Here is a 24,049-nt window from a genome sequence, read left to right as displayed (position 1 = left end):
TGATGACTGCCTCGCCCGGCGCGCTGCTGTGTTGATCGGTGCCAGCGCGACGCCTGTCGCGCGGGCCGATGCGGTTTGCCATGTTGAAAATAATGCAATGGCAAGTACGTCAGCCGTTCAATTATAAGGGTTTTGCTTTTAGATTGGAAAGACCGTCCGGGCGGGTACTTGTATAGGCAAGCCCGCGCCCGGGCAACGGGGCGGCGATTAATAGATGCTGGCGGTGGCAGCGCCGTCCAGCTGGGGCGCCACCAGGGGCAGGTCCAGCGTGAAGCGCGTGCCGGCGGGGCTGCTGGCCACCTGGATGCTGCCGCCCAGCAGGGCTGTGACGATGTTGTAGCTGATCGACAGACCCAGGCCGCTGCCCCCCTGGCCCAGCTTGGTGGTAAAGAAGGGGTCGAAGATGCGCGACAGATGCTGTTCGGCGATGCCGCCGCCATTGTCTTCGAAGACGATCTGCACGCGCACGCCCGCTATCGCGGCCGACAGGCGCATGCAGCCCGTGCCGGCGCCGCCATCGTTGGGCCCGGGGGCGAAGGCGTGCAGCAGGGCGTTGTTGATCAGGTTGGTGATCACCTGGCCGAACGGGCCCGGATAGCTGTCCATGGCGATGCCGAACTCGATGTCCGTCTCGATGCGGTGGCCCGAGCTGCGGATGCGGTTCATCACGGTGGCGATGATTTCATTGCTCACTTGTTGCAGGTCAAACTGGCGCCGCTGTTCGGTGGTGCGGTCGACGGCCACCTGCTTGAAGCTGTTGACCAGGTCGGCCGCGCTGTGCAGGCCGCGCATCACCAGCGCCGACGCCTTGCCCGCATCGTCGATGTAGGCGGCCAGGTCGGAGCGGCGCAGGCCGGGGCCGTTCATCAGCCGTTCCACGTCTTCCGTCTTTTGCTGCATGGTGCTGGCGATTAATAAACTGTTGCCGATCGGGGTATTGAGTTCATGCGCCACGCCGGCCATCAGCGAGCCCAGCGCGGCCAGTTTTTCCTGCGATACCAGTTGCGCTTGGGCATCTTGCAGCTGCCGGTAGGCGCTGGCATTGTCGAGCGCGATGGCGCCATACGCGCACAGGGTGCGGAAGATCAGCCGCTCCCGTTCGCCGTAGGCGTTGGCATGGCAAGCCTGCACCGTCATCACGCCCAGCACGCGCTCGCCCACCATCAGCGGCACGTACAGCACGCTCTGGTTATGCAGGGTGCCGGGCACCGTGTAGGCGTGGCGCCGCGGCGGCACTTGCGCGATATACACTTCGCGCCGCCCCAGCAGGCAGCGCACGGAATAGGCGCGTGGATTGTTCAGTGGAATGGCGTTGTCGGACAGGGGGCGGCCCGCTTCCATGCCGTGCGCGCGGCGCAGCGCCGTGCCGGCCGGATCGAGCATGTAGACGGCGAAGGTGTTGACTGGCAACAAGGCATGCACGTGGCGGTCCAGCACCTGGAACACGGCGCTGGCGTCCAGGTGGGTGGTGATTTCCTGGCCGATGGCCGACAGCCGTTCCAGGGTGTCGCTGGTCTGCTGCAATACTTCGGCGCGGCGCGCTTCCGAGGCGGCCAGTTCGCGGTGGTGATAGCCTTCCGAGCGCGCATGTTCCGTCTGGTGGTAGACCTGCATGGCGGTGGCGCGGTTGCTGGCTTGCTGGGTATGGCTTTTTTCGCGCGCGATGCCCGCATCGAGGGCGATATCGTAGGCGCGCGCATAGTCGCCCGCATGCGCGTATTCGCGCGCCAGCGCATCGAGCAGTTCGCCGGGCGGCGAATAGCCTTCGATGGACGCGGCCACCTGCAGCGCCTGGTGCAGGAAATGCAGGGCGGGATTGCGTTCCAGCATGCCGGCTGGCGCCGGCAACTCGTGGCGCGCATGCAGCATCGACAGGACGCGCAGCGCCGCCACCTGGTGCATGGCGTCGCCCTGCGCCGTGGCCAGCTGGCAAGCCCGTTCGGCCGCCTGCACCGCTTCATCGGGACGGTCCAGGTAGGACAGCGCGTGGGCGCTGCCGCGCTGCGCCATGCTGCGGAAATCGGCCTGGCCCAGCGCTTCGGCCCGCTGCGCCAGCCGGCTGAAGGCGTCGAGCGCCGTGTCGTAGTCGCCCTTGTCCAGGCTCAGCTCGCCCAGGTGGAACAGGGCGTTGGCATAGGTGCGCGCACCGGACACGGGCGCCAGGATGTGCAGCGCTTCGCGCAGCAAGTCTTCGGCGGCGGCCAGGCGTCCCAGCTTGCGCATGGTTTCGGCCGTATGCGTCTGACAGGCACCGATGCTGCGCGGCCAGCCCGTGGGGCGCGCCAGGTCCAGCGCGCACTGCATCCATTCGAGGGCCGATTCGTTGTCGTTGAGGCTGGAGAAACAGTCGCCGATATTGATGGCGGCCGTGATCGCGCCGCGCAACTGGCCGCTTTCCAGCGCCGCCTCGTAGCTTTGCATGTAGTGGCCGGCAGCCGTGCCCAGGTCGCGCGAGGTATGCGCGAGCAAGCCGCGGAAGTCATGCACCCAGGTGGCCAGCGGCGCGGGCAGCTTGCCGCTGGCGCTGTCGGCCTGGAAGCGGTTGCCCCAGCGGGCCTGGGCGGCCGGCGCATCGCGCAGGACGGCCCAGCGCGCCGTGGCCGCGTCGGCCAGGCTGACGCGCATCGCATCGCCGGCGCTGCGCGCCTGCTCTGCCGCGGCCAGCAGCTCGGCATCGCAGCGGGCATGGTCGCCGCGGTCGACGGCGATCGAGGACAGCAGCCAGTGGGCATCGGCGCAGCCGGCGCCGTCGCCGTGCGCGCACAGCGTGGCGTGCGCGGCCATGGCCAGGCTTTCCGCCGTATCGAGCGCACCTTGCAGCCATGCAACCTCGGCCTGCACCAGCTGCAGGCGCGCGCGTGCCTGCTCCAGTGCGGCCGGTTCCAGGTCCGTCAGCGGCAGCAGCATATGGGCTTCCTCGCTCAGCTGAGTTGCTCTAAGGCAATCACGCTGGCGCAAATGCCAAGACAGCAACAACAGCAGCGGTACGCGCCCGGCGCCGCGCAACGGCAGCAATGCGTTTTCCCACTGCGCTACGTCATGTTCGAGCGCGAACATTTCCATTCAAGCATTCTCCCCGCAAACAGTGGCGCCAGCCTGCGACCGCACAGGCCATCTTGATGGCATTGTAAGCTGCATTGCGGGGAATTGTTCAGTGCGCCAGCCAGAATTATTCATCGTGCATGGCGGCACCGGCGGGGGCGATTTGCCCTCGGCGTTCGATGGGGGGCCAGGCGCCTAGCGCGACACCACGCGGATGCCGCCGTTGCTGGCGCTGCGCATGTCGGTGCTCACATGCAAGCCGGGCAGGAGCTGGGCGTCATCGATCGTCACATGCTCGCGCTCGCCATCGTTGCTGAAGACGAAGGTCGCGCCCTTTTTGCTGACAAACTGGCCGGGACCGGTGGGGTAGATTTGCACGCTGGCCTTTTTCTGCCATTCGCGGTCATCGATCAGGCGGCCAAAGAAATGGTTTTCTTGCTGGTGGATTTCCAGGCGTTGCCCGTTTGACAGGCGGTATTGCTGTTCGATGGCAAAGGCTTCCTGGGCCGTGACGTGATAGGCGGCGCCGGAGGTGACGCGCACGCTGTCGGTGTTTTGCGGGGCAATGGCCGTCTGGGCCTGGGCGGTGCCGCCGGCCAGGGCGAAGAGGGCGGCGAGGAGGGGGAGGACGCGTTTGGTATGCATGACATTCACCTTCGATCAGGATGGCTGGTTTGATTGGAGTTAGATCGTGTGGTCGCTGGCAGGTTTCCGGCAGGGACTGGTGTCAAGTTAACAAACGCGGCCTTGCATCGCCAGCGGCAGGCGATGGAAGGCCGCTTTTACGCGCTGAAATGCATAAAACGGCGGATGAACAGTTTTGGGATTAAACATGGAAAGCGAACTCGGCGGCAAAATTAAATTTTGCCGGCCCACGTTTTCTGTCGCTATTTTTGCGTTGCGGCGGGCGCTTAATACAGGGTTTGCGCCGATTCGTGCAGCAGCTGGCCGTACAGGGTATGGCGCATCTTGGCGATCTTGCCCTCAGACAATGCTTGCAGGATGGCGCACTGCGGTTCGATCAGGTGGCGGCAGTTGTAGAACTTGCAGCCGCCCAGGTAGGGCTGGAATTCGCGGAAGGCCCGCTCCAGCATGCCTTCGGACAAGTGGTACAGGCCGAATTCCTGGAAGCCGGGCGAATCGATGATGGAACTGTTCGCGCCCAGTTCGTCGAGCTTGTACAGGCGCGTAAACGTCGTCGTGTGCTTGCCCGTGTCGAGCGCGGCCGAGATTTCGCGCACGGCGATGTCGGCGTCCGGCACCAGCAGGTTGATCAGCGACGACTTGCCCATGCCCGACTGGCCGATGAGGATGGACGACTGGCCCGCCAGCAACGGCGCAAGGGTGGCCACGGCGTGTTCCGGTTCGGCGCGTGCCGACACTTCGTCGACGGGATAGCCCATCGAGGAATACGGCAGCAGGCGTTCGCGGGCCCTGTCCAGCGAGGCCGTCACATCCGTCTTGTTGAGGATGATGCGCGCCTCGATGCCGGCCGCGTCGGCCGCCACCAGCGAGCGCGAAATCAGGTCGTCGGCAAAGCCCGGCTCCGTGGCCACGACGATGAACAGCTGCGTCAGGTTGGCCGCCAGCAGCTTCGATTTGTACTGGTCCGAGCGGTACAGCAGGGTCTTGCGTTCCTCGATGCGGTCGATGACGGCCTGGTCGTTGGAAGTGCGCGTCAGGTGCACGATGTCGCCCACGGCCACATTGGTTTTCTTGCCGCGCGTGACGCATTGCAGCTTGGCGCCGTCCACGTCGGCCAGGTAATGGCGGCCGTGGGCGGCGATGATGATGCCCGTCAACTTGCCTTCGCTCATGGGGTCACCTGGCTGCTCTGGTAGATGAGGTCGGCCTTGGCGGCGCAGATGAAGTCGTTTTCGGACAGGCCGCCGGCGCCCTGGTTGACCGAGTGCGTGTCGTAGCGCACGGCGCAGGTTTTGTAAGTAATGATGAGCTCCGGATGGTGATCTTGGGTATGGGTCATATAGGCCAGGGCGTTTACGAACGCCAGGGTCTGGTAGTAATTCTTGAAGCCGAAGTCGCGGCACAGCTTGCCATTTTGCACCGTCCACAGCGGCAGCAGTGCGTGCAGGGTGGCGACGTCCGTGTCGCCCAGCGCCTGCTGGCGCGGTGCGCAGTTCAGCCGGGCCAGGTCTTGCGAGGTCGATGGCGTATTCATGCGGAAGCCCCTTTCAGGTGGCGGATGCGCACGCTGGCCGGCGGATGCGAGTCATAGAAGGCCGAGTGCAGCGGGTCGGGCGTCAGGGTCGAGGCATTGTCCTCGTACATTTTCACGAGCGCCGAAACCAGGTCGTCCGCCTGCGTGTGCGTGGCGGCAAAGGCATCGGCTTCGAATTCGTGCTTGCGCGAGCTGAGCGAGGTCAACGGTCCCAGCAGGAAGGTGAAGACGGGCAGCGCCAGCATGAACAGCAGCAGGGCCAGCGCATCCGTCGGCTGGCCCGTGAGCGCCAGGGCGACGGGATCGATGCCCAGGCCACCGTAAAACCATGGCTGCGTCTTCAGGTAGCCCAGCAGGGCCAGAAAGCCCAGCGAGACGGCGAACATCATGGCGATGCGCTTGACGATGTGCTTGAGCTTGAAGTGGCCCAGTTCATGCGCGAGCACGGCTTCGATTTCCTGCGGCGCCAGGCGCGACAGCAGGGTGTCGAAGAAAACGATGCGCTTGTTGGCGCCAAAGCCCGAGAAATACGCATTGCCGTGGGCGCTGCGCTTCGAGCCGTCCATGACGAACAGGCCTTTCGAGGCAAAGCCCACGCGCTGCATCAAGCCTTCGATGCGGCTTTTCAGCGCTTCATCGGCCAGCGGCGTGAATTTGTTGAACAGGGGGGCGATGACGGTCGGGAACAGCACCATCATCAGCAGCTGGAAGCCGCTCCAGACGAACCACGCGTACAGCCACCACAGGTCGCCCGACTTGGCCATCAGGGTCAGCACGACCCAGATCAGGGGCAGGCCGATGGCCGCGCCCAGGCCCACGCCCTTGAGCATGTCCGTAAAGAACAGCTTGCGCGCCATGGTGTTGAAGCCGAAGCGCTGCTCCAGCACGAATTGGCGGTAGTAATCGAAGGGCAGATCGATCAGGCCGGAAATGACGGCAAAGGCGGCGATCAGGCCGATCTGGTACAGCATGGGCGAGCCAGAGCCCATCCATTCATTCAGGTGCAGTGCCAGCCATTGCAGGCCGCCCAGCAAGGTAAAGCCGATCAGCACGGCATAGTTGATCAGCAGGGACAGCAAGCCGAACTTGGTCTTGGCCACCGTATAGTCGGCCGCCTTCTGGTGCGCGGCCAGCGGGATCTTTTCCGCGAATTCGGCGGGCACGGCGGCGCGGTGCGCCAGCACGTGGCGGATTTGCCGCGAAGCGAGCCAGAAGCGCACGGCCAGGGTCAAAACGAGGACGGATACAAACAAAATCGAAAACGCGAGTGAATACATTCTGTGCCTGTGAGAAAATGGCTGATTATTTAGTTTGATTAGGCCAAGAGAGAATTATGTCACAAGCGACCGATTTAGCCGCACCCGCCGTCCTGCCACGTCCAAATGAGATGAACCTGGTGTGGGTCGACATGGAAATGACGGGCCTGGAGCCCGATACCGACCGCATCATCGAGGTGGCGGTGGTGGTGACGGACATGCACCTGAACCTGCTGGCCGAAGGCCCCGTGTTCGTGATTCATCAATCGGATGAAACCCTGAACAAGATGGATGCCTGGAACAAGGGCACGCACGGCCGCTCCGGCCTGATCGACAAGGTGAAAGCGTCGACCGTGACGGAAGCGCAGGCGGAAGCGGAACTGATCGCGTTCCTGAAGAAATACGTACCGGCTGGCAAGTCGCCCATGTGCGGCAACACCATCGGCCAGGACCGCCGCTTCATGGTGCGCGGCATGCCGAAGCTGGAAGCGTTCTTCCACTATCGCAATGTTGATGTATCGACATTGAAAGAGCTGTGCAAGCGCTGGAAGCCGGAAATCGCCACCGGCTTCAAGAAACACCAGAAGCACACGGCCCTGGCCGATATCCTGGAATCGATCGAAGAGCTGAAGTACTACCGCGAGCACTTCATCAAATTGTAAGTTGAAAACGCCTCACAAAACCTACTGCGCGTCGGTATAGGCGGCCTGCGATGCTCACCGTACTTTCGTACGGTTGCGCTTCTTAGCCACCTCTCCCTTCCGCTCGCTACGGTTTTGTGAGGCGTCGCGAAGGTTCTGTTACATCGTATCAAAGTCAAAATCGAGGGTGTGCCAAGCGCCATCTTCATCCTGCCACTCCAGCGCAAACGGCCCCGTTTGCCGCAAGTCCGTGATCCAGACGGTTGCTCCGGGTTCGCGGAAGTACGCCGTGCACTGCCCGAACGGCTGCTCCAGCCGGCACAGCACCAATCCCTCGCCCGCCACGGCGCACCATTTTTCTTGCGCATCGATCAGGGCCACGGCCGGGTCGCCATAGAACTCGCCCACGCTGGCTTGCTGGCCATCGGCCGCCGTCACCCTGGCATGTTCGTAGTCGTGCGTGACGACGTAATGCGCGCTGCGCGCCAATTCCTTGCTTGTCATGCGGTCTCCACGGTGGGCCAGACGGTTTCCTGGTCGGCGCGCGCCTCGGCGATCAGCCATTCGCAGAATGCATGCACGAGGGGCCGCGTTTCCTCCTGGGGCGAACGCAGCAGGTAATAGCAGTGGGGTCCGCGCACCGCGTGCTCGAACACGCGCACCAGGCGGCCCGAGCGCAAATCGTCGCCGATCAGGGGACTGGCGGCAATGGCCACGCCCTGGCCGCTGGCGGCCGCATCGAGGCACAGATAGGTGTGCGAGAAGCGCGCGCCGCTGTTGCCGCTATTGCCGCTGTAATGCACGCCGCAGCTGTGCAGCCAGCGCGTCCAGTCGATTTCGCCGGGCAGGTGCACTTCCGGCTCGTCGTGCAGCAGCGGGTAGCGCAGCAGGTCGGCGGGCTGGCGCAGGCTGGCCGCGTTGGCGCGGAAATCGGGGCTGCAGACAGCGGAAAACCATTCTTCCATCAATAAATCCACTTTCAGTCCCGGATAGCGGCCCGGTCCCAGGCGGATGGCCACGTCCACGCCGTCGCGCGCCAGGTCGACCGGGTGCATGGACGCCAGCACGCGCAGTTCGATCTGCGGATAGCGGTCGCGCAGCCGGCCCAGGCGCGGCATCAGCCAGCGCGAGACGAGCGAGCTGGTGGCCGTCACCGTGACCACCTTGTCATCGCCCTGGCGCCGCGCCTGCTCGGACACGTCGGCCAGCTGGTTGAGGATGGGCCCCAGCGACGCCGCATAGCGCTGGCCCGCATTGGTGAGAACCACGCCGCGCGGCAGGCGCTGGAACAGCACGATGCCCAGCCACGCTTCCAGCTGTTTCACATGGTGGCCGATGGCGCCGGCCGAGACGTGCAATTCTTCGCCCGCGCGCTGGAAGCCTTCATGGCGGGCGGCCGCCTCGAAGGCGTGCAGGGCGGCGAGCGGTGGCAAGGGACGTGACATGGCACTCTTCAAGAGATTGAGCCTCAGTAATATTCGGCCTATCCGTGAAGAATATTGGTTTGTTTCATTTTGCGCAAGCGAATATGATGCCGGCTATGCGTGAAGCGACCCGCAATAGGATTCACGCATGAACATCTCCCGGCCTTGCTGGGTATTTATATTTACAACGCCTGGAAAATCACTGCGCGACGCGCAGCAGGTTTGCCCAGGCGTACTCTAAGAGGTTTAGTCATGTCTGATCGCCGCGCCGTTGCGCTGGTGTTGCTGTCGGCCGCCGGTTTCGGCAGTTCCGCAGTGTTTGCCAAGGCGGCATATGCGTCCGGGGTCAACCCGTCGACCATGCTGGCCTTGCGTTTCGTTATCGCCGCCATGCTGCTGCTGCCGCTCGTGTGGCTGGGCGGCTGGCGCTTGCCGCGCGGCCGCCTGCTGGCCGGCTACATGCTGATGGGGCTGATGTACACGGCGCAGTCGCAAGGCTATTTCAATGCGCTCATGTATGCCAGCAGCGGCCTGTGCGGCATGCTGCTGTACGTGTACCCCGTGCTGGTGACCATCCTGGCGCTGGCGATGGGCTGGGAAAAGCTGGACCGGCGCATGCTGGTGCTGCTGGCGCTGGCCATCGCCGGCATGGCCACCACCCTGGGCGGCAAGCTGCAGGGCCAGCCCATCGGCATTGCCCTGGCCTTGATGGCGGCCGGCGTGTACGCCGTGTACATCCTGTTTGGCAACAGCCTGTCGAAAAGCCGCGAGAATATTCACCCATTGGCCGCCTGCGTGGTGATCCTGGGCACGGCCGGCCTGTCGAACAGCGCGATTGCCTTGTGGCAAGGCGTGTCTCTGCCGGGCACGGCGACGGGCTGGCTGGCCGTCAGCGCCATCGCCCTGTTCTCGACGGCCATCGCGATCGCCGCCTTCTTTGCCGGCGTGGCGCAGATCGGCGCGGCCAAGGCGTCCATCATTTCCACGTTCGAGCCCGTCATCACGATGGCCTTCGGCGTGACCTTGCTGAAAGAATCCGTCAGCGGCACGCAATTGCTGGGCGGCGCCATGGTGCTGACGGCCGTGGTCCTGCTGGCGCAGCGTCCCGCGCCCAAGCCGGCGGCCATGCCGGCCGTGCAGGCCAGCGCCTGATCCTGTTTTCCTGAACTGATCGGCTGTATCGATCGGTCTCCTTTGGCGCCGCGACGGGTTTCCTGTCGTGGCGCTTTTTTTTCGCCTCTCCCCCTGCCGTGGCACGCGCACGCAAATAAGTCTTGATTGCGAATGATTCTCATTTATAATTGATTTCAAGATTCCCCCACCACCAGCCAGCCCATGCCAGCCAGTGTTCGCCTTGAAAGGAGACACCGTGTTGAGCACGTTCCCCATTTGCAATACCGAGCTGGTCGCCAGCGAATTTGCCCGCCTGCGTCGGGAGAAAAAAGCCCGCCACCGCGACATCGCCGAGGAGCTGGCCATTTCCGAGGGCGAGCTGATTGCCGCGCATGCGGGCCTGTCGCTGGCCGATGGCGCCTTGCTGGGCGCCGAGCGCCTGCAGGCCGACTGGCCGGCCATCATTGCCGCCCTGGAACCGCTGGGCGAAGTCATGGCGCTGACGCGCAACGCCTCGTGCGTGCATGAAAAGACGGGCGTCTACCGCAAGACCAGCCACAACAACCATATCGGCCTGGTGCTGGGAGGCGACATCGACTTGCGCGTGTTTTACCGCCACTGGGCGCATGGCTTTGCCGTGCGCGAGATGGGCGAACACGAAGTGCAGCGCAGCCTGCAATTTTTCGATGCGGCCGGCCACGCCGTGCACAAGATTTTTCTCAAGCCGCACAGCGACCTGGCCGCGTACGACGCGCTGGTGGCGCGTTTTGCCGACGCGGACCAGGCGGCCGGCATTGCCGTGACGGCGCCGGCGGCCCCGCCGGCGGAACTGCCCGACGCGCAGATCGACGTGGCCGGCTTTCGCGCCGCCTGGGCGGACTTGCGCGACACGCATGAATTTTTCACCGTGCTGAAAAAATATTCGGTGTCGCGCCTGCAGGGCCTGCGCCTGGCCGAAGCGCGTTTCGTGCAGCAGCTCGACAGATCCTGCGTGCTCGACCTGCTCAATAGCGCTGCGCTTGAAAAGGTGGCCATCATGGCCTTCGTCGGCAATGCCGGCATGATCCAGATCCATTCGGGACCCGTGCACAAGATCGCCGTGATGGGGCCGTGGATCAATGTCCTGGACCAGCGCTTCAACCTGCATTTGCGCGAAGACCATATCGCCAGCGCCTGGGTGGTGAAGAAGCCCACGGTCGATGGCCTGGTGACGTCCGTGGAACTGTTCGACGCCAAGGGCGACACCATCGTCATGTTCTTCGGCGAACGCAAACCGGGCGTGCATGAACTGTGCGAATGGCGCAACGTCGTCGAGCGCGTGCTGCAGGAGGGCGAATTATGCGCCGCATGATCGCCGCCAGCGTGGCGCGCCGCATCGCGCTGAAAAAAATGGGGGCGGGAGCGCTGGCCCTGGCCGCACCGATGCAGGTGCTGGCCGCCGTCAGCGACGCGGGCAAGCCGCTGGTGAAAGCGCGCCGCATCGTCAGCGTGGGCGGGGCCCTGACGGAAATCGTCTATGCGCTCGACGCGCAGGGCGAGCTGGTGGGCGTCGATACGACGTCGCTGTATCCGGCCACGGCGCAGAAGCTGCCGCAGGTGGGCTATGCGCGCACCCTGTCGGCCGAAGGCGTGCTGGCGCTGGCGCCCACGCAGCTGATCGCCACCGAGGAGGCGGGGCCGCAAACGGTGCTGCGCCAGGTGCGCGACGCCGGCGTGCCGGTGGCGGTACTCAATGCCGATAACAAGTTCGAAGGCTTGCTCGACCGCGTGAAACAGGTGGGCCAGATCACGGACCGCGTGGAACCCGCCGCGCGCCTGGCGAGCAGCCTGCGGCAGCAGTGGAGCGGCGCCCTGGCCAAGGTCCGGCAGCGCCAGCATGCGCCCGTGCGCGTGCTGTTCATCCTCGCCCATGCACCCAACCAGGTGATGGTGGGCGGGCGCGAGACGGGCGCCGACGCCATGCTCGCGTATGCGGGCGCCGTCAACGTGATGGGCGGGCAGGGCGGCTTCGCCGGCTACAAGCCGCTCACGCCGGAAGCCGTGATCGCCGCGCGGCCCGACATCGTGCTCGTCACGGACCAGGGCTTGAAGGCTTCGGGCGGCGTGGACGGCATCCTCAAATTGCCAGGGCTGGCGCAGACGCCGGCCGGGCGCAAGCACCGCATCGTGTCGCAGGAAGCCATGCTGCTGCTGGGCTTTGGTCCGCGCATGCCGCAGGCGCTGGCCGAACTCGATGCCGCGTTCGCGCAAGCCATGGCCGCATGAACGTGCGCGCGATGACGCCGGCTGTGTCCTGGCGCATGTCCTGGCATGTCCGGCGCTGGGGCGCCCCCGGACTGCTGGCCGCGGCGCTGGCCGCCGGCTTGCTCGTTGCCGTGCAGGCGGGCGCCGTGCCCGTGACTCTGGCCGACTGGCTGGCGCCGCTGCAGGCTGGCGGCGAGTCGCTGTCCGGCGGCGCGTATGTGCTGTGGCATATCCGTCTGCCGCGCGCCCTGTTTGCCGCGCTGATCGGCGCCGCGCTGGCGCTGGCCGGCGGCCTGACGCAGGGACTGTTCCGCAATCCGCTGGCCGATCCTGGCCTGCTGGGCGTGAGCAGCGGCGCCGCCTGCGCGGGCGCGGCCACCATCGTCTTTGCCGCCAGCCTGCACGTGGCGCCCGAGCTGCGCGTGTGGCTGCTGCCGGCCGCCGCGTTCGCGGGCGCCATGCTGATCTGCGTGCTGCTCGACCGGGTGGCCCGCTGGGCCACGCCCGGTTCCATCGTCGGCCTGCTGCTGACGGGCGTGGCGCTGAACGCCATCACGGTGGCCGCCATGGGCTTGTGCATCTACCTGGCCAGCGACGACCAGTTGCGCACCCTGACTTTCTGGACCCTGGGCTCGCTGTCGGCCGGCAGCTGGCGCCAGGTGGCGGCCTTGCTGCTGGTGCTGGCCGGGGCGCTGTGGGCCACGCGTTTCCTGATGCGCTCATTGAACGCGCTGGCCCTGGGCGAGGCGCAGGCCCTGCACGTGGGCATCGACGTGGGCCGCTTGCGCACGCAGGTGATCGTGCTGGTGGCCGTGCTGACGGGTTTTGCCGTCGCCTGGTGCGGCGGCATCGGCTTCATCGGCCTGATCGCGCCCCACCTGGTGCGTACCTGGCTGGGGGCGGACCAGCGGCGCGTGCTGCCCCTGTCCATGCTGATGGGCGGCTTGCTGCTGCTGTTGGCCGACACCCTGGCCCGCACGGTGGCCATTCCCGCGGAAGTCCCCGTCGGCATTTTCACGGCCTTGCTGGGCGGGCCATTTTTTCTGATGCTGTTGCGCCGTTTCCGCCACGGCAGCGCCTGAAAGGATGCACATGACGCCGATACTGGAACTTTCCTTTGCCACCATGCAGCTGGGCCAGCAGTATTTCGGTCCCTTCAACGTGCAGGTGGCGCCGGGCGAGCGCGTCGCCATCCTCGGCCCCAGCGGGGCGGGCAAGTCGACCCTGCTCAAACTGATGGCGCGCGAACTGCATCCGCAGGCGGGCCAGGTGGCGTTTGCGGGCCGGCCGCTGGCGCAGTGGCCGCTGGCCGAACTGGCCCTGCGCCGCGCCGTCCTGCCGCAAGGCTCGAACGTGGCCTTCGGACTGCAGTGCGAGCTGGTGATCGGCCTGGGGCGGGTGGCGCGCCTGGTCGACCCGCTGCTGGGGCAGATCGTGCAGGACGCGGCCGCCCTGGCGCACGCCACGCATTTGCTGGGCCGGCGCCTGGACACCCTGTCCGGCGGCGAGCAGGCGAGGGTACAGCTGGCGCGCATCTTCGCGCAGATGTGGGACGTGGAAAACGGCTTGATCCTCGTCGACGAACCGCTGGCGGCGCTCGATCCCGGCCTGCAGTTCGATTTGCTCGACAGCCTGCAGCAGTTTTGCGCCGCGCGCGGCCATGCCGTCATCGCCATCCTGCACGACATCAATCACGCCTTGCTGGGCTTCGAGCGGCTGCTGCTGGTGCGTTCGGGCCAGCTGGTCGCCGACATCGCCAGCGGTGCCGGCGCCGTGCCGGCGCTCGCTGCGCTGTACGGCATCGCCCTGACGACGGCGACCAACGGCGATGGCGACGTGTGCGTCATCCCTGCCAGAAGCGCCGTCCGCAGGGCCGCCTGACGGACTGGTTTACCACACGTCGGCCGCGCGCGGCCGCGCCATCTGGCCGCTGCCCAGCAGCCACACCATCAGGGCGTCGGCTTGTTCGCGCGTGGCCGCCACCTCCTGCAGGATGCCGAACGCTTTCATGGCGCCGGCCGCCATGGCCTGCATCTGCACGCGTTTCTGCGCATCCCGCTCGACCGATACGAGGCCGCGGCAGATGGCGGCCAGCGCCACCTTGTTGTGCTTGAGCCACAGGCCGCGCCGCTTGCGGTCCACGTGCGCTTCCTCGCTGCGATCTTCTTCGAACAGCAGGACGAACGGCTCGCCGTGGCGCAGCAGGGCATCCATGTCGTTTTCCCACAGCGGGGCATAGCCGGTGACGGCCGTTTCAGGGCGAAAGCGCACGATGGGAAAGTCGCTGACGTCGTGGATGGAAAAATGGGCGGGATGCGGTTTCATGGCGTGCTTCCTTGCGATGGGGTTGAAAATGCCTGCCAGCCGCCGCCCAGCGCCTTGTAGACCTGGACCAGCGACAGCGAGGCGGTGGCGCGGCTGTCGACCAGCGCCGCTTCGTTGTTCAAGAGCGTGTTTTGCACATGCAGCACGTTGATCAGGTCCGTGCTGCCCTGGCGGTACTGCAGTTCCGCGCTGCCCAGCGCCCGCCGTCCCTGCTTTACGGCTTCATCGAGGCTGGCCTGGCGGCGGGCATTGGCCTGGTAGCCCGAGAGCGCATCTTCCACCTCGTGCCAGGCGGCCAGCACCGTCCGGCGGTAGGCGATGGCCGCTTCCTGCTGCTGCGCTTCGCGCAATTGCAGCTTGCCGCGCAGGCGGCCGCCATCGAACAGGGGCACGCTGAAGCCGGGACCGAAGGCGAAGCGCTTGGCGTCCCAGCCGAAGTCGGACAGCTGCATCGCTTGCAGGCCGACGCTGCCCGACAAGGTGATGCGCGGATAAAAATCGCCGTGCGCCACGCCGGCATCGGCCGTGGCCGCGTGCAGCTGCGCTTCGGCGCGGCGGATGTCGGGACGCCGTTCGGCCAGGCCGCTTGGCACGCCCAGCTGCACCTGCATGGTCACGGCGGGGATGGCCATGCCGGCCGCCAGTTCCGCCTGCAGGGCGTGCGGCGGCAGCGCCAGCAGGAGGCACAGGGCATTGCCCAGGCGCGCTTCGCGCTGCTGCAATGGGGGCAGGCGCGCTTCGATGGTGGCCACGTGGGCCGCTGCCTCGGCCTCGTCGAGCTGCGTCGCCACGCCTTCGCGCAGGCGGATGCGGGTCAGGTCCAGGGTATGGCGGGCGGTCGCCAGCACTTGCTCCGTGATGGCCAGGGTTTGCTGCGCGCCGCGCAGCTCGATGTAGTCGCGCGCCGTCTCGGCCAGCACGGCCAGCAGCACGCCGCGCTGCGTTTCCAGCGCCACCTCGACCCGCGCGTCGGCCGCTTCCACTTCGCGCCGCACGCGGCCCCACAGGTCCAGCTCCCAGGCCGCATCGAGGTTGCCTTGCCACAGGCTGTAGGCGGATTGGCCGTTGTGGCGCGACGGGTCGCTCAAGCCCTGTTCGCTGTTGCGCGCGCGGCTGACACCGCCATTTGCACCGAGGGACGGGCCTTGCGCGGCGCCGATGACTCCGCGCGCGGCGCGGCTTTGTTCCAGCCGGCTGGCTGCCGCCAGCACGTCGAGGTTGGCGCCGGCGGCGCGCTGCAGCAGGGAGGACAGGGTGGCGTCGCCAAAGCCGTCCCACCAGCGTTGCTCGATGGCGGCATCCTCGCTTGCGGCGAAACGGGCATGCTGCGCCTGGCGCCATTGCTGTCCCAGGTCATGGTGCGGACGCTGGAAATCGCTGCCGACGCTGCCGACGCTGGCGCAGCCGGCCAGGCCCAGGGCCGTGAAGAGTATCAGTGCTTTCATCGCGCGCTCACCTGCTGGATGTCCTGACGGCGCATGGCCGTATCGATGCGCACTTCGGCCGACATGCCCACGCGCAGGCGGCTGTCGCCATCCTGGCCGGGATCGAGCGCGATCCTGACGGGGATGCGCTGCACCACCTTGGTGAAGTTGCCGGTGGCGTTTTCCGGCGCGATGGCGGCAAACGTCACGCCCGTGGCGGGCGCGATGCTGTGCACCGTGCCGCGCAGGAGCACGCCCGGATAGGCGTCGATGGCGATGCTGGCGCGCTGGCCCTGGCGCACGCGGGTCAGCTGGGTTTCCTGCAGGTTGGCCACGACGAACGTGCGGTTCAGGGGCACCACGGCCAGCAGGCTGGCGCCGGGCGCCACCAGGGCGCCGACGCGCACGGCGCGGCGTCCCACGGTGCCGTCGATGGGGGCGCGCAGCTGCGTGTGCGACAGGTCGAGCTCGGCCCGCTGCAGGCCGGCGCGGGCGCGCAGCAGGGCTGCCTCGGCCGCGCCTTGCTGCGCCTGCAGAATTTCCGTCTGCTTGCGGGTGGAGACGAGGGCGGCGCGGTTTTGCGCCAGGCGCGCGCGGCTCACGTCGAAGCGCGACTGCGCCTGCTGCGCGCTTTGCACGCTGCCCGCGCCCTGGCCGGCCAGGTGCGTCGAGCGGGCCAGCTCCTGCTGCGCCAGTGTGTCTTCCGCCTGGTTGGCGTCGACCAGGGTGGCGGCTTGCTCGATCACCGATTGCTGGCGCTGCACCGTGGCGCGGGTCGTGGCCAGCTGGGCTTCGGCGCTGGCCACGTCGGCGCGCGCCGAGGCGACGGCCGCCTGGTAGTCGCGGTCGTCGATGCGCACCAGCAGCTGGCCCGCCGTCACGCCCTGGTTGTCCGCCACCAGCACTTCCCGCACGATGCCGCCCACCTTGGGCGAGAGCACGGTGTAGTCGGCGCTGACGAAGGCGTCGTCGGTGGCTTGCTCTTCGCCGGGGGAAAACAGCAGCCGCCAGGCAGTGAAGGCGAGGGCGCAGGCCAGCAAGGCCAGGCCGAGAAGAAATGCGCGCGAGCGCAGTATGGGTTTTTGCATGGTGAAGTTCTTTCGTAACAATGGAAATCAGGCTGCGCGCGGCGGAAAGACGCGCGTCGGCAGGATGGGAATGATCAGAATCATGGCCAGCGCGATGGCGGCCACGGTGAGGTACAGGTCGGACGAGGTCAGGGTGACGACTTGCGCATGCATGCGCTGCGCCAGGCCCGGCACGTCCACGGCGCCGGGCAGGTTGCCCAGGCGTTCGCTGAGCACCGTCGAATGAAAATGGTTGCGGCGCGTGATCAGCGCCTCGAGCACGCCGGTGGCGACGACGGCCGACATGCCCTTGATGGTGTTGAACCAGGCCGAGGCAAACGGGCCATCCTGCGGCGCCAGTCCCGTGGTGGCCAGCAGCAGCAAGGGGATCACGGCCATGGGCTGGGCGAAGATCTGCACCGCCTGCAGCAGGTAGAAATGCGTGCGTATCCAGTCCGGCGACATGCGCGCGCCCAGCACGCAGGACAGGGCCAGCAAGGCCAGGCCGATGGCCAGCACCCAGCGGCAGTCGACGGCGCGGATATTGCACAGGGCGGCCACCAGCGGCAGGGCGATCAATTGCGGCAGCGCCACCATCAGCATCACGGGCGCCGTCTGCAGCGGGCGGTAGGCGTGCACCTGCGCCAGGTAGGACGAGGGAATCAGGATCGCGGCCAGCAGCACGAACAGCACGCCGCCCAGGGTCAGCAGGGCGTGGCTCAGGTTGCGCCGCGACAGCAGCTGCAGCTTGAAGAACGGCAGCGGATGCGACCATTCGTTGAGGAAGAACAGCACGAGCAGCAGCAGGCCGCCACCCAGCAGCACGCAGATCAGCGGCGAAGCGAACCACGCCAGGCGCTCGCCCTGCAGCAATCCCACCACCAGCATGCTGATGGCGGGCAGGCCCAGCAGCAAGCCGCGCCAGTCGAACTGGCGCAAGCGTTCCAGGCGCAGCGGGTCTTGCGGCAAGCCCCAGGACACCATCAGCAGGGCGACGATGCTGCCCGGGACGATTTGCCAGAACGCCCATTGCCAGCCCAGGTATTCGGTCCAGAAGGCGGCCAGCGGCGTGCCCAGGCTGGGACCGAAAGTGGCGCTCAGCGCATAGCCGCCCAGGCCATACAGCTTGATGTTGGGCGGCAGGAAGCGCAGCGCCACCGTCATCAGCATGGGCGGCAGGGCGCCGCCCGCCGCGCCCTGCACCACGCGCAGGACGACCAGCACGGACAGGTTCGGCGCGAACGGACACAGGACGCCGGCGGCCATGCAGACGATGATGGCGGCGGCCGTCAGGCGGCGCAGCGAAAAGGTGACGGAGCACCATGGCGCAAACGCCATGGCCGATACCGAGGCGGCCGCATACAGGGCGACGAGCCAGCTGGCGTCGTCGCGCGCGATGCCCATGGCGCCGCGGATGTCGGCCAGCGCGACCTTGGTGATGTTTTCATTCAGGCCGGACACCAGCACGGCCAGCAGCACGCCGGCCAGGCCCGTGGCCAGGCGCAGGCCGAAGACGGCCGGTACGGGCGGCGCGGGTGGTGGGGACGACGGCGCGGCCGCGGGGACGGCGCCGGAAATGGGTACAGCAGACACAGGGAACTCCGTGGATGAGTATCAGTCCACGCAGTATAGGTAGCCGTTAATCTTGTGAAAATTGATAATTGATGAAGTCTGGATTGTGTCTGGCGCAATGATGGATGGGGAGGCTATGGGGCCGACCCCGGTCTTTGTCGTTGGGCTTGTTGTCTGGCTGGTGGGTTCACATCCCCCCAGTCAAATGCCGGGGTCAGACCCGGAAGGGGCCGACCCCATGCACAAGTCCTTGATCATGCGGCGCAGCCAGCGGTGCGCATGGTCGTGGTCCAGGCGCGGGTGCCAGGCCTGGAACACGTCGACCTTGTCGACGGGGATGGGCAGCTGGAACTGGCGCAGGCGCAAGCCCAGGCGCTCGACGATGGGCAGCAGGGGCGTGGGCATCAGGGGCAGCAGCAGGCGCGAATCGGCGACGGCGAAGATGGCCGACTGAAAATTGGGCGTGATCAGCGAGACCCGGCGCATGTAGCCCCGCTCGGCCAGGACGGTATCGAAGGGGCCGCGCGCCAGGCCGCGCCGCGACACGCTGATATGTTCGTATTCGGTAAAGCTGTCCAGGTTGATGGGGCTGTCGAAGATCGGGTGGTCGCTGCGGGCGATGCCGACAAAGCCGGTGGAAAACAGGTGCTGCAGTTTGATGTCGGGCGCAAAGGCGCGCCGCGCGCTGATGTACAGGTCGATGCGGCCGGAGTGCAGGGCGTCGTTTTCCGTGGCGCCGTCGCCTTCGGGCACGAAGCGCAGCACCGTGTTCGGTGCATGGCTGGCCAGCAGGTCGCGCAGCTTGCCGCCATACGCGCCGACAAACACGTCGTTGGCGCACAGGCTGAAAGTGCGCTCGAGGGTGCGCAGGTCGATTTCGCGGCCGGACGTGAAGACGGCGTGCGCCTGCTCCACCACGCCGCGCACCTGCTCGCGCAATTCCAGCGCGCGCGGGGTGGGCGCCAGGCCGCGCCCGGAGCGCACGAAGACGGGGTCGCCGATGGCGTCGCGGATGCGCGCCAGGGTACGGCTCATGGCCGGCGCGCTCAGATTCATGCGCCGCGCGGCAGCCACGGCGCTGCCTTCCTCGAGCAGGATATCGAGGGCAACGAGCAGGTTCAGGTCGGGGAGTTTCATGCGGCGATTATAGCCCGGGGGCCTATGCCGGCGCTGCGCCGGCAGGACGCCGGCGCAGAGGGGATGCTGCTGCGAGATTACTCGGCTGCCGGCTCGGCGCCGCAGCATTTCTTGAACTTCTTGCCGCTGCCGCAAGGGCAGTCGTCGTTGCGGCCCACTTTCGGCTCTTCGCGCTTCATGGTCTGCACGGGAGCCTTGCGGCGCGGTACCCAGAAACGGTGGATGGCCGGCAGGTTCGCTTCCAGTTCCTGCGCCAGCTTGTGCGCCTTGACCGGGTCTTCCACCAGTTTCAGCTCTTCTTCCTTGATTTCGTCGGCGCCCAGCAGGTAGATCGGCTGCATCAGCTCGGCCACTTCGGAATCCCAGATCTCGTTCCACGAGCCGGGACGCAGTTCCATGCCGTCCCAGAAGCCCCAGCACCAGGCTTCGGCGTCGATCAGGGTCTGGCCTTCGTAGTCGTGTTCGACGAACAGGGCTTCGAATTCCTTCGGCGCCACTTCAAACGTCACCAGCACTTCGTTCATGAAGCGCATGATCAGGTTGACGATGCGCTCTTCTTCCTTGCTGTTCTTGAATTTCGGCGCATCTTCTGCATCTTCGCCCCACACGCGCGGCAACCACTCGGCCGGCATGATCGGTTCCGGGCCGATGGCGACGGCCGTCAGATAGCCGTGCAGCATATCCATGGTCATCGCGTCTTCGGAGCAGCGCTCCGATAACAGGAATTGGTCTAATTCGTCGAATTCTTTTTCTGATAATGGCTGTTCGAGTTGCATGGCTTGCTCTTTGTATTGAATATAAGCCGCCAGTATACGCCTTGCGGCGCTTCATCACCGAAGTGTTTGCACCGGCGGCCTGCGCGCGCCTTACAATGTCGCTTATGCACAATGAAAACCAGCCGCACGCGGACGACCGGCCCGTCCATCCCTTTTCCGCCCTGAGCCCCGATTGCGTGCTCGACGCGCTCGATAGCGTGGGGCTGCGCGGCGATGGCCGTCTGCTGGCGCTCAACAGCTATGAAAACCGCGTCTACCAGGTGGGCATCGAAGACAGCGCGCCCCTGGTGGCCAAGTTCTACCGCCCCGAACGCTGGAGCGACGCCGCCATCCTGGAGGAACATGCGTTCGTGTCCGAACTGGTCGAGCGCGAAATCCAGGTGGTGCCGGCGCTGGATATCAACGGCAGCACCCTGCACCAGTACCAGGGCTACCGCTTTGCCGTCTTCCCCCGCCACGGCGGACGGGCGCCCGAGCTGGACGACCCGGCCACCCTGGAGTGGATAGGGCGCTTCATCGGCCGCATCCACGCCGTCGGCGCGCTGTCCGCGTACAAGGAGCGTCCGGCGCTCGACCACCACACGTTTGGCGTGGAACCGCGCGAATTCTTGCTGGAGGGTAATTTCCTGCCGCCGGAACTGCTGGCCGCCTATTCCAGCGTGGCGCAGCAGGCGCTCGACGGCGTCAAGCGCTGCTATGACCGGGCGGGCGACGTGGCCGTGCTGCGCACGCATGGCGACTGCCATGGCGGCAACGTGCTGTGGACGGACGCGGGCCCCCATTTCGTCGATTTCGACGACAGCCGCATGGGCCCGGCCATCCAGGACCTGTGGATGATGCTGTCGGGCGAGCGCAGCGACCAGGTGCGCCAGATGAGCGACATCCTGGCCGGCTACGAAGACTTTTGCGATTTCGACCCGCGCCAGCTGTACCTGGTCGAAGCGCTGCGCACCCTGCGCCTGATCCATTATTCGGCCTGGCTGGCGCGTCGCTGGGACGATCCCGCCTTCCCCGTCGCCTTCCCGTGGTTTAACACGCAGCGCTACTGGCAGGACCGCATCCTGGAATTGCGCGAGCAGGTGGCCTTGATGGATGAAGCGCCATTGTGGCCTGTTTAAGCGCGCGATAAAACGCCCATGGCGGTGTTGCATTGCCTAGGCGTACTATTCGTACTGCCTTCGGCAATGCGCCTTGCCCTGAGCATTTTCTCGGACGCTTAACTCCCAGGCAAATCCTGAAAAGAGCGGTAAAAGCGGCTCTTCTTACCGCGCTGATTTGTGCATGCCTGCTCGATAATGGTGGTAATAAATTCCCATAAGCAACGGAATTCACCCGAATAAGCGAGAAATCATGCAAGCACAGCAAAACCAGCGCCAGGCCGCCTCCCTCACCGTCGCCTATTCGGCCGACGACGAGTTCGACCAGGACAGCATCGTCTCGCTGCATGATTTCAAGGACCTGGAACGCAAGGCCGAAGCGCCCGCCCCTGCCGCCCCTGCCGCAGCCGAGCTCCCTGCGCCCCAGCCGCAAGCGGAGCCGGCAGTCGAAGCCGACGCCAGGGCGCCGGCCGCGGAACGCCAGAAAATGGAATTGAAAGCCATCCACGAGGCGATTGCCCGCGTGGAAGCGGAAGCGAAGGCCACGTGTGCCGCCGAAAGCCGCGCGCTGGCCGAGGCGCGCGTGCGCTCGCTGGCCGAGGACCGCGCCGCCATCGACGCGGCGGCCGCCGCCGCCGCGCAGCAAAATGCGCAGGCGGCCGAAGAAGCGATTGCCGCCAACCGCGAACGCCTCGATACCATGCGCGCCGCCGCGCAAGCGAGCGTGGCCCGCCTGGAAGCGGTCAAGCAGGAAACGGCCGAACTGCGCGCCCGCGTGGAATCGGACAATGAAATCCGCCTGGCCGCCGAACAGCGCGCGCGCGCCGAACAGGAAAGCCGCTTGCGCGCCAGCGAGCAGGTGGCCGTGCAGTCGGAACTGGCCGAGCAGGCCGCCCGCGCCGCCGAGGAATTGCAGGTGCAGACGGAGCAGGCGCGCCTGCAGGCCGTCGAGCGCGTCGCCGCCGTGCAGGCGGCCAAGGAAGAAATGGTGGGTATCGCCTCGGCCGACGCCAGAGTCGCCGTGCTGGCCCGCGAGCGCGAGCGCCATGCGCACGGCGCGCGCCAGACGGCGCAGATGCTGGCCGAAGCGGAAAGCGAAGCGCTCGATCTGACGGTGCAGCGCGAGCGCGCCGACCAGATCGCGCTGGAATCGGCCTTCAACCGCGCCGCCGCCGAAGTGCGCGCGCTGGAAGAAGCGCGCGCGTTGGCGCACCTGGAACAGGAACGCGAAGCCATCGCGCTGGCGCAGGCGGAATCGGAGCGCCACGCGGCGCAGTCGCTGCGTCTGCGCCTGCAGACGGAGAAGGAATTGCGCGACGCAGCCATCCACCGCGAGCGCCTGGAAATGGTCGCCGTGGCCAGCGCGCAAGCGCGCCGCGATGCCGATGTGCGTATCCTGGCCGCCACCGAGGCGCGCATCGAGGTGGACCGCCAGCTGCGCGCCGTGGCGCTGGCCCGCGTGACGGCCGAACAGGATGCGGAAATCGCCGGCCACGCCAAGCTGGAAGCGGAAACGGCGGCATTGGAACAGACCAAGGCCCGCGAAGCGGCCGAGCAGGCAGCCGCCGTGGCAGCCGCCCGCGAACTGGAAGAGCAGCAGCGCGCCGCCAGCCTGGCCCAGGAACGCGCGGAACTGGCGCGCCAGGCGGCCGAGCTGGCCGCCGGCCAGAACGCGGCCGAGCAGGCTGAAGTCGATGCCGGCGCGGCTGCACTGGCTGCGCAGGAACAGGCAGCGCAGCTGGCGCGGGAAAAAGCCGTGCAGGCGGCGCAGGTATTGCAGGCGGAGCAGGAGCGCGTGGCTGCCGAACATGCCGCCATCGCCGCCCTGAAAGAAAAACTGGCAGCGGAAGCGCTGGCGTTCAACGCGGCGCAGGAACGCATCGCCGCCGAAGGCGCGCAAGCGGAACTGCTGCGCGGCCAGCACGCGGCCGAACAGGCCTTGCGGGAAGCGGCGGAAAAGGAAGCCGATGCCATCCGTATCCTGATGGACCAGGCGCTGGTCGAAGGCGAGCAGAAAGCGGCCGCCGCGCAAGCCGTGCAGGCGCAGGCGCGCCTGGCCGTGGAACTGGGGCAGGTGCACAGCGAGCGCGCCCGCGTGGAAGAAGACAAGGCGCAAGCCGCCGAAGCGCTGCTGGCGTCCGAGCGCGATTTCGTCGCCGCCGAGCGCGAGTCGCTGGCCCTGATCGCGCAAAAACTGGTGCAGCAGCGCCAGACCAGCAGTGCCGAAGAGCGCGCCTCGCAAGCGATTGCCGGCCGCCTGGAAGCGGAAAAGCAGGCGACGGCGGCAGCCGAAGCGCGCGCCGCCCTGGAACAGCAGGCGCTCGACGCCATGCGCCAGCGCGAACAGCTGGAACTGGCCGCGCAGCAGGCCGCCAGCGAGAAGCTCGCCGCGCAACAGGCCTTGCTGGCAAATGCCCAGGCCCACGCGGCCCTGCAGCGCAAGGCTGCCGAGACCACGCGCGCGATGGCGGCGGCCAAGCAGCAGTTGCTGGAACTGGAGATGGAGCGCGCGCAGCAGCAGGAGCGCGAACTGGCCGCCCTGCGCGCCAGCCTGGAACAGCCGCAAACGGTCTTTTCCAGCTCCTTGAGCGCCGCCCGCGCGAAAGCCGAACAAGTCAGCTCGGCCAGCCTGACGCGCGAAGTGATCGAGCGCTTGACGCAGCCGAATGAATCAGCCGGTGCCGTTTGGCGTTCGCGCTGAAGGCCTGAAAACCCGATAACACCCGGGGTCGGACCTTAATGGGGAAACGCA

At 66.6% G+C, this 24,049-nt stretch carries 21 protein-coding genes; 8 read left to right on the top strand and 13 right to left on the bottom strand.

What is annotated here, in order from left to right:
* Nucleotides 1–207: 207 nt before the first annotated feature.
* From VPH41_RS19650 to VPH41_RS19630, 5 genes are all read right to left on the bottom strand, one after another.
* Complete coding sequence (locus tag VPH41_RS19650) at nucleotides 208–2,907, bottom strand: ATP-binding protein (RefSeq protein WP_328571213.1); 2,700 nt, start codon at nucleotides 2,905–2,907, stop codon at nucleotides 208–210.
* 330 nt (nucleotides 2,908–3,237) lie between these two features.
* Nucleotides 3,238–3,687 (bottom strand): hypothetical protein, encoded by a 450-nt coding sequence (locus VPH41_RS19645; protein WP_328571212.1) that lies wholly within the window; start codon nucleotides 3,685–3,687, stop codon nucleotides 3,238–3,240.
* A gap of 266 nt (nucleotides 3,688–3,953) precedes the next feature.
* Nucleotides 3,954–4,859, bottom strand: a complete 906-nt coding sequence (gene rsgA / locus VPH41_RS19640) for a ribosome small subunit-dependent GTPase A (protein ID WP_152283742.1) — start codon at nucleotides 4,857–4,859, stop codon at nucleotides 3,954–3,956.
* Nucleotides 4,856–5,221, bottom strand: a complete 366-nt coding sequence (locus tag VPH41_RS19635; RefSeq protein WP_152283741.1) for a 4a-hydroxytetrahydrobiopterin dehydratase — start codon at nucleotides 5,219–5,221, stop codon at nucleotides 4,856–4,858. Before VPH41_RS19635 ends, rsgA begins: the two co-directional genes overlap by 4 nt.
* Nucleotides 5,218–6,498 (bottom strand): M48 family metallopeptidase, encoded by a 1,281-nt coding sequence (locus VPH41_RS19630; protein ID WP_328571211.1) that lies wholly within the window; start codon nucleotides 6,496–6,498, stop codon nucleotides 5,218–5,220. Before VPH41_RS19630 ends, VPH41_RS19635 begins: the two co-directional genes overlap by 4 nt.
* Nucleotides 6,499–6,554: 56 nt before the next feature.
* Here VPH41_RS19630 and orn point away from each other — a divergent pair, with 56 nt between their 5' ends.
* Complete coding sequence (gene orn / locus VPH41_RS19625; RefSeq protein ID WP_193317150.1) at nucleotides 6,555–7,139, top strand: oligoribonuclease; 585 nt, start codon at nucleotides 6,555–6,557, stop codon at nucleotides 7,137–7,139.
* Between the two features lie 138 nt (nucleotides 7,140–7,277).
* Here the strand turns inward: orn and VPH41_RS19620 are convergent, their stop codons facing one another.
* A complete protein-coding gene (locus tag VPH41_RS19620) occupies nucleotides 7,278–7,622 on the bottom strand; it encodes a hypothetical protein (RefSeq protein ID WP_328571210.1) in 345 nt (114 codons plus the stop codon).
* Nucleotides 7,619–8,563 (bottom strand): transcriptional regulator GcvA, encoded by a 945-nt coding sequence (gcvA, locus tag VPH41_RS19615; RefSeq protein WP_328571209.1) that lies wholly within the window; start codon nucleotides 8,561–8,563, stop codon nucleotides 7,619–7,621. The genes VPH41_RS19620 and gcvA overlap by 4 nt, the downstream gene beginning before the upstream one ends.
* A 231-nt stretch (nucleotides 8,564–8,794) precedes the next feature.
* On the opposite strand from gcvA, the gene VPH41_RS19610 reads away from it, so the two are divergent.
* The 5 genes from VPH41_RS19610 to VPH41_RS19590 all read left to right on the top strand — a co-directional run bounded on the left by VPH41_RS19610 (nucleotide 8,795) and on the right by VPH41_RS19590 (nucleotide 13,780).
* Entirely contained in the window at nucleotides 8,795–9,694 is a 900-nt protein-coding gene (locus tag VPH41_RS19610) for a DMT family transporter (protein WP_152283738.1), read from the top strand.
* 220 nt (nucleotides 9,695–9,914) lie between these two features.
* Nucleotides 9,915–11,006 carry a hemin-degrading factor gene (locus tag VPH41_RS19605; RefSeq protein ID WP_442906298.1) on the top strand — a complete coding sequence of 364 codons (1,092 nt, stop codon included), beginning with the start codon at nucleotides 9,915–9,917 and terminating at the stop codon, nucleotides 11,004–11,006.
* Nucleotides 10,994–11,920, top strand: a complete 927-nt coding sequence (locus tag VPH41_RS19600) for a heme/hemin ABC transporter substrate-binding protein (protein WP_328571207.1) — start codon at nucleotides 10,994–10,996, stop codon at nucleotides 11,918–11,920. Before VPH41_RS19605 ends, VPH41_RS19600 begins: the two co-directional genes overlap by 13 nt.
* On the top strand, nucleotides 11,917–12,981 hold the full coding sequence (locus tag VPH41_RS19595; RefSeq protein ID WP_287778321.1) for a FecCD family ABC transporter permease: 1,065 nt from the start codon (nucleotides 11,917–11,919) through the stop codon (nucleotides 12,979–12,981). Before VPH41_RS19600 ends, VPH41_RS19595 begins: the two co-directional genes overlap by 4 nt.
* A 10-nt stretch (nucleotides 12,982–12,991) precedes the next feature.
* A complete protein-coding gene (locus tag VPH41_RS19590; RefSeq protein WP_328571206.1) occupies nucleotides 12,992–13,780 on the top strand; it encodes an ATP-binding cassette domain-containing protein in 789 nt (262 codons plus the stop codon).
* A gap of 9 nt (nucleotides 13,781–13,789) precedes the next feature.
* On the opposite strand, the gene VPH41_RS19585 is transcribed toward VPH41_RS19590, so the two are convergent.
* From VPH41_RS19585 to VPH41_RS19560, 6 genes are all read right to left on the bottom strand, one after another.
* Complete coding sequence (locus tag VPH41_RS19585) at nucleotides 13,790–14,224, bottom strand: hypothetical protein (protein WP_328571205.1); 435 nt, start codon at nucleotides 14,222–14,224, stop codon at nucleotides 13,790–13,792.
* Nucleotides 14,221–15,669: an efflux transporter outer membrane subunit gene (locus VPH41_RS19580; RefSeq protein ID WP_328571204.1), complete on the bottom strand. Its 1,449-nt coding sequence runs from the start codon at nucleotides 15,667–15,669 to the stop codon at nucleotides 14,221–14,223. The genes VPH41_RS19585 and VPH41_RS19580 overlap by 4 nt, the downstream gene beginning before the upstream one ends.
* Complete coding sequence (locus VPH41_RS19575) at nucleotides 15,666–16,736, bottom strand: HlyD family secretion protein (RefSeq protein WP_328571203.1); 1,071 nt, start codon at nucleotides 16,734–16,736, stop codon at nucleotides 15,666–15,668. Before VPH41_RS19575 ends, VPH41_RS19580 begins: the two co-directional genes overlap by 4 nt.
* 27 nt (nucleotides 16,737–16,763) lie before the next feature.
* Nucleotides 16,764–18,308, bottom strand: coding sequence for an MFS transporter (locus VPH41_RS19570; protein WP_328571202.1), 1,545 nt, complete (start codon nucleotides 18,306–18,308; stop codon nucleotides 16,764–16,766).
* Nucleotides 18,309–18,488: 180 nt separating this feature from the next.
* Nucleotides 18,489–19,424 carry a LysR family transcriptional regulator gene (locus VPH41_RS19565; RefSeq protein ID WP_328571201.1) on the bottom strand — a complete coding sequence of 312 codons (936 nt, stop codon included), beginning with the start codon at nucleotides 19,422–19,424 and terminating at the stop codon, nucleotides 18,489–18,491.
* A 77-nt stretch (nucleotides 19,425–19,501) separates the two neighbouring features.
* Entirely contained in the window at nucleotides 19,502–20,200 is a 699-nt protein-coding gene (locus VPH41_RS19560; protein ID WP_034785080.1) for a UPF0149 family protein, read from the bottom strand.
* A 104-nt stretch (nucleotides 20,201–20,304) separates the two neighbouring features.
* Between VPH41_RS19560 and VPH41_RS19555 the strand changes: the two genes are divergently transcribed.
* Together VPH41_RS19555 and VPH41_RS19550 are read left to right on the top strand one after the other, a co-directional pair.
* On the top strand, nucleotides 20,305–21,318 hold the full coding sequence (locus VPH41_RS19555; protein WP_328571200.1) for a serine/threonine protein kinase: 1,014 nt from the start codon (nucleotides 20,305–20,307) through the stop codon (nucleotides 21,316–21,318).
* 232 nt (nucleotides 21,319–21,550) lie between these two features.
* Nucleotides 21,551–23,998 carry a hypothetical protein gene (locus VPH41_RS19550; protein WP_328571199.1) on the top strand — a complete coding sequence of 816 codons (2,448 nt, stop codon included), beginning with the start codon at nucleotides 21,551–21,553 and terminating at the stop codon, nucleotides 23,996–23,998.
* The last annotated feature ends 51 nt before the right edge of the window (nucleotides 23,999–24,049 follow it).

This window comes from Janthinobacterium sp. P210006, from assembly GCF_036231885.1.
GTDB classification, from domain to species: Bacteria; Pseudomonadota; Gammaproteobacteria; order Burkholderiales; family Burkholderiaceae_D; genus Janthinobacterium; species Janthinobacterium violaceinigrum.
Note: the sequence above shows the minus strand (reverse complement) of the source record. Positions and strands in the feature narration are given on the sequence as shown.

Coding starts and splice junctions, on each gene's coding strand:
- VPH41_RS19565 (WP_328571201.1), bottom strand. CDS start 19,424: ATGAAACTCCCCGACCTGAACCTGCTCGTTGCCCTCGATATCCTGCTC.
- orn (WP_193317150.1), top strand. CDS start 6,555: ATGTCACAAGCGACCGATTTAGCCGCACCCGCCGTCCTGCCACGTCCA.
- VPH41_RS19580 (WP_328571204.1), bottom strand. CDS start 15,669: ATGAAAGCACTGATACTCTTCACGGCCCTGGGCCTGGCCGGCTGCGCC.
- rsgA (WP_152283742.1), bottom strand. CDS start 4,859: ATGAGCGAAGGCAAGTTGACGGGCATCATCATCGCCGCCCACGGCCGC.
- VPH41_RS19550 (WP_328571199.1), top strand. CDS start 21,551: ATGCAAGCACAGCAAAACCAGCGCCAGGCCGCCTCCCTCACCGTCGCC.
- gcvA (WP_328571209.1), bottom strand. CDS start 8,563: ATGTCACGTCCCTTGCCACCGCTCGCCGCCCTGCACGCCTTCGAGGCG.
- VPH41_RS19590 (WP_328571206.1), top strand. CDS start 12,992: ATGACGCCGATACTGGAACTTTCCTTTGCCACCATGCAGCTGGGCCAG.
- VPH41_RS19585 (WP_328571205.1), bottom strand. CDS start 14,224: ATGAAACCGCATCCCGCCCATTTTTCCATCCACGACGTCAGCGACTTT.
- VPH41_RS19635 (WP_152283741.1), bottom strand. CDS start 5,221: ATGAATACGCCATCGACCTCGCAAGACCTGGCCCGGCTGAACTGCGCA.
- VPH41_RS19610 (WP_152283738.1), top strand. CDS start 8,795: ATGTCTGATCGCCGCGCCGTTGCGCTGGTGTTGCTGTCGGCCGCCGGT.
- VPH41_RS19555 (WP_328571200.1), top strand. CDS start 20,305: ATGCACAATGAAAACCAGCCGCACGCGGACGACCGGCCCGTCCATCCC.
- VPH41_RS19645 (WP_328571212.1), bottom strand. CDS start 3,687: ATGCATACCAAACGCGTCCTCCCCCTCCTCGCCGCCCTCTTCGCCCTG.
- VPH41_RS19650 (WP_328571213.1), bottom strand. CDS start 2,907: ATGCTGCTGCCGCTGACGGACCTGGAACCGGCCGCACTGGAGCAGGCA.
- VPH41_RS19600 (WP_328571207.1), top strand. CDS start 10,994: ATGCGCCGCATGATCGCCGCCAGCGTGGCGCGCCGCATCGCGCTGAAA.
- VPH41_RS19560 (WP_034785080.1), bottom strand. CDS start 20,200: ATGCAACTCGAACAGCCATTATCAGAAAAAGAATTCGACGAATTAGAC.
- VPH41_RS19620 (WP_328571210.1), bottom strand. CDS start 7,622: ATGACAAGCAAGGAATTGGCGCGCAGCGCGCATTACGTCGTCACGCAC.
- VPH41_RS19630 (WP_328571211.1), bottom strand. CDS start 6,498: ATGTATTCACTCGCGTTTTCGATTTTGTTTGTATCCGTCCTCGTTTTG.
- VPH41_RS19595 (WP_287778321.1), top strand. CDS start 11,917: ATGAACGTGCGCGCGATGACGCCGGCTGTGTCCTGGCGCATGTCCTGG.
- VPH41_RS19575 (WP_328571203.1), bottom strand. CDS start 16,736: ATGCAAAAACCCATACTGCGCTCGCGCGCATTTCTTCTCGGCCTGGCC.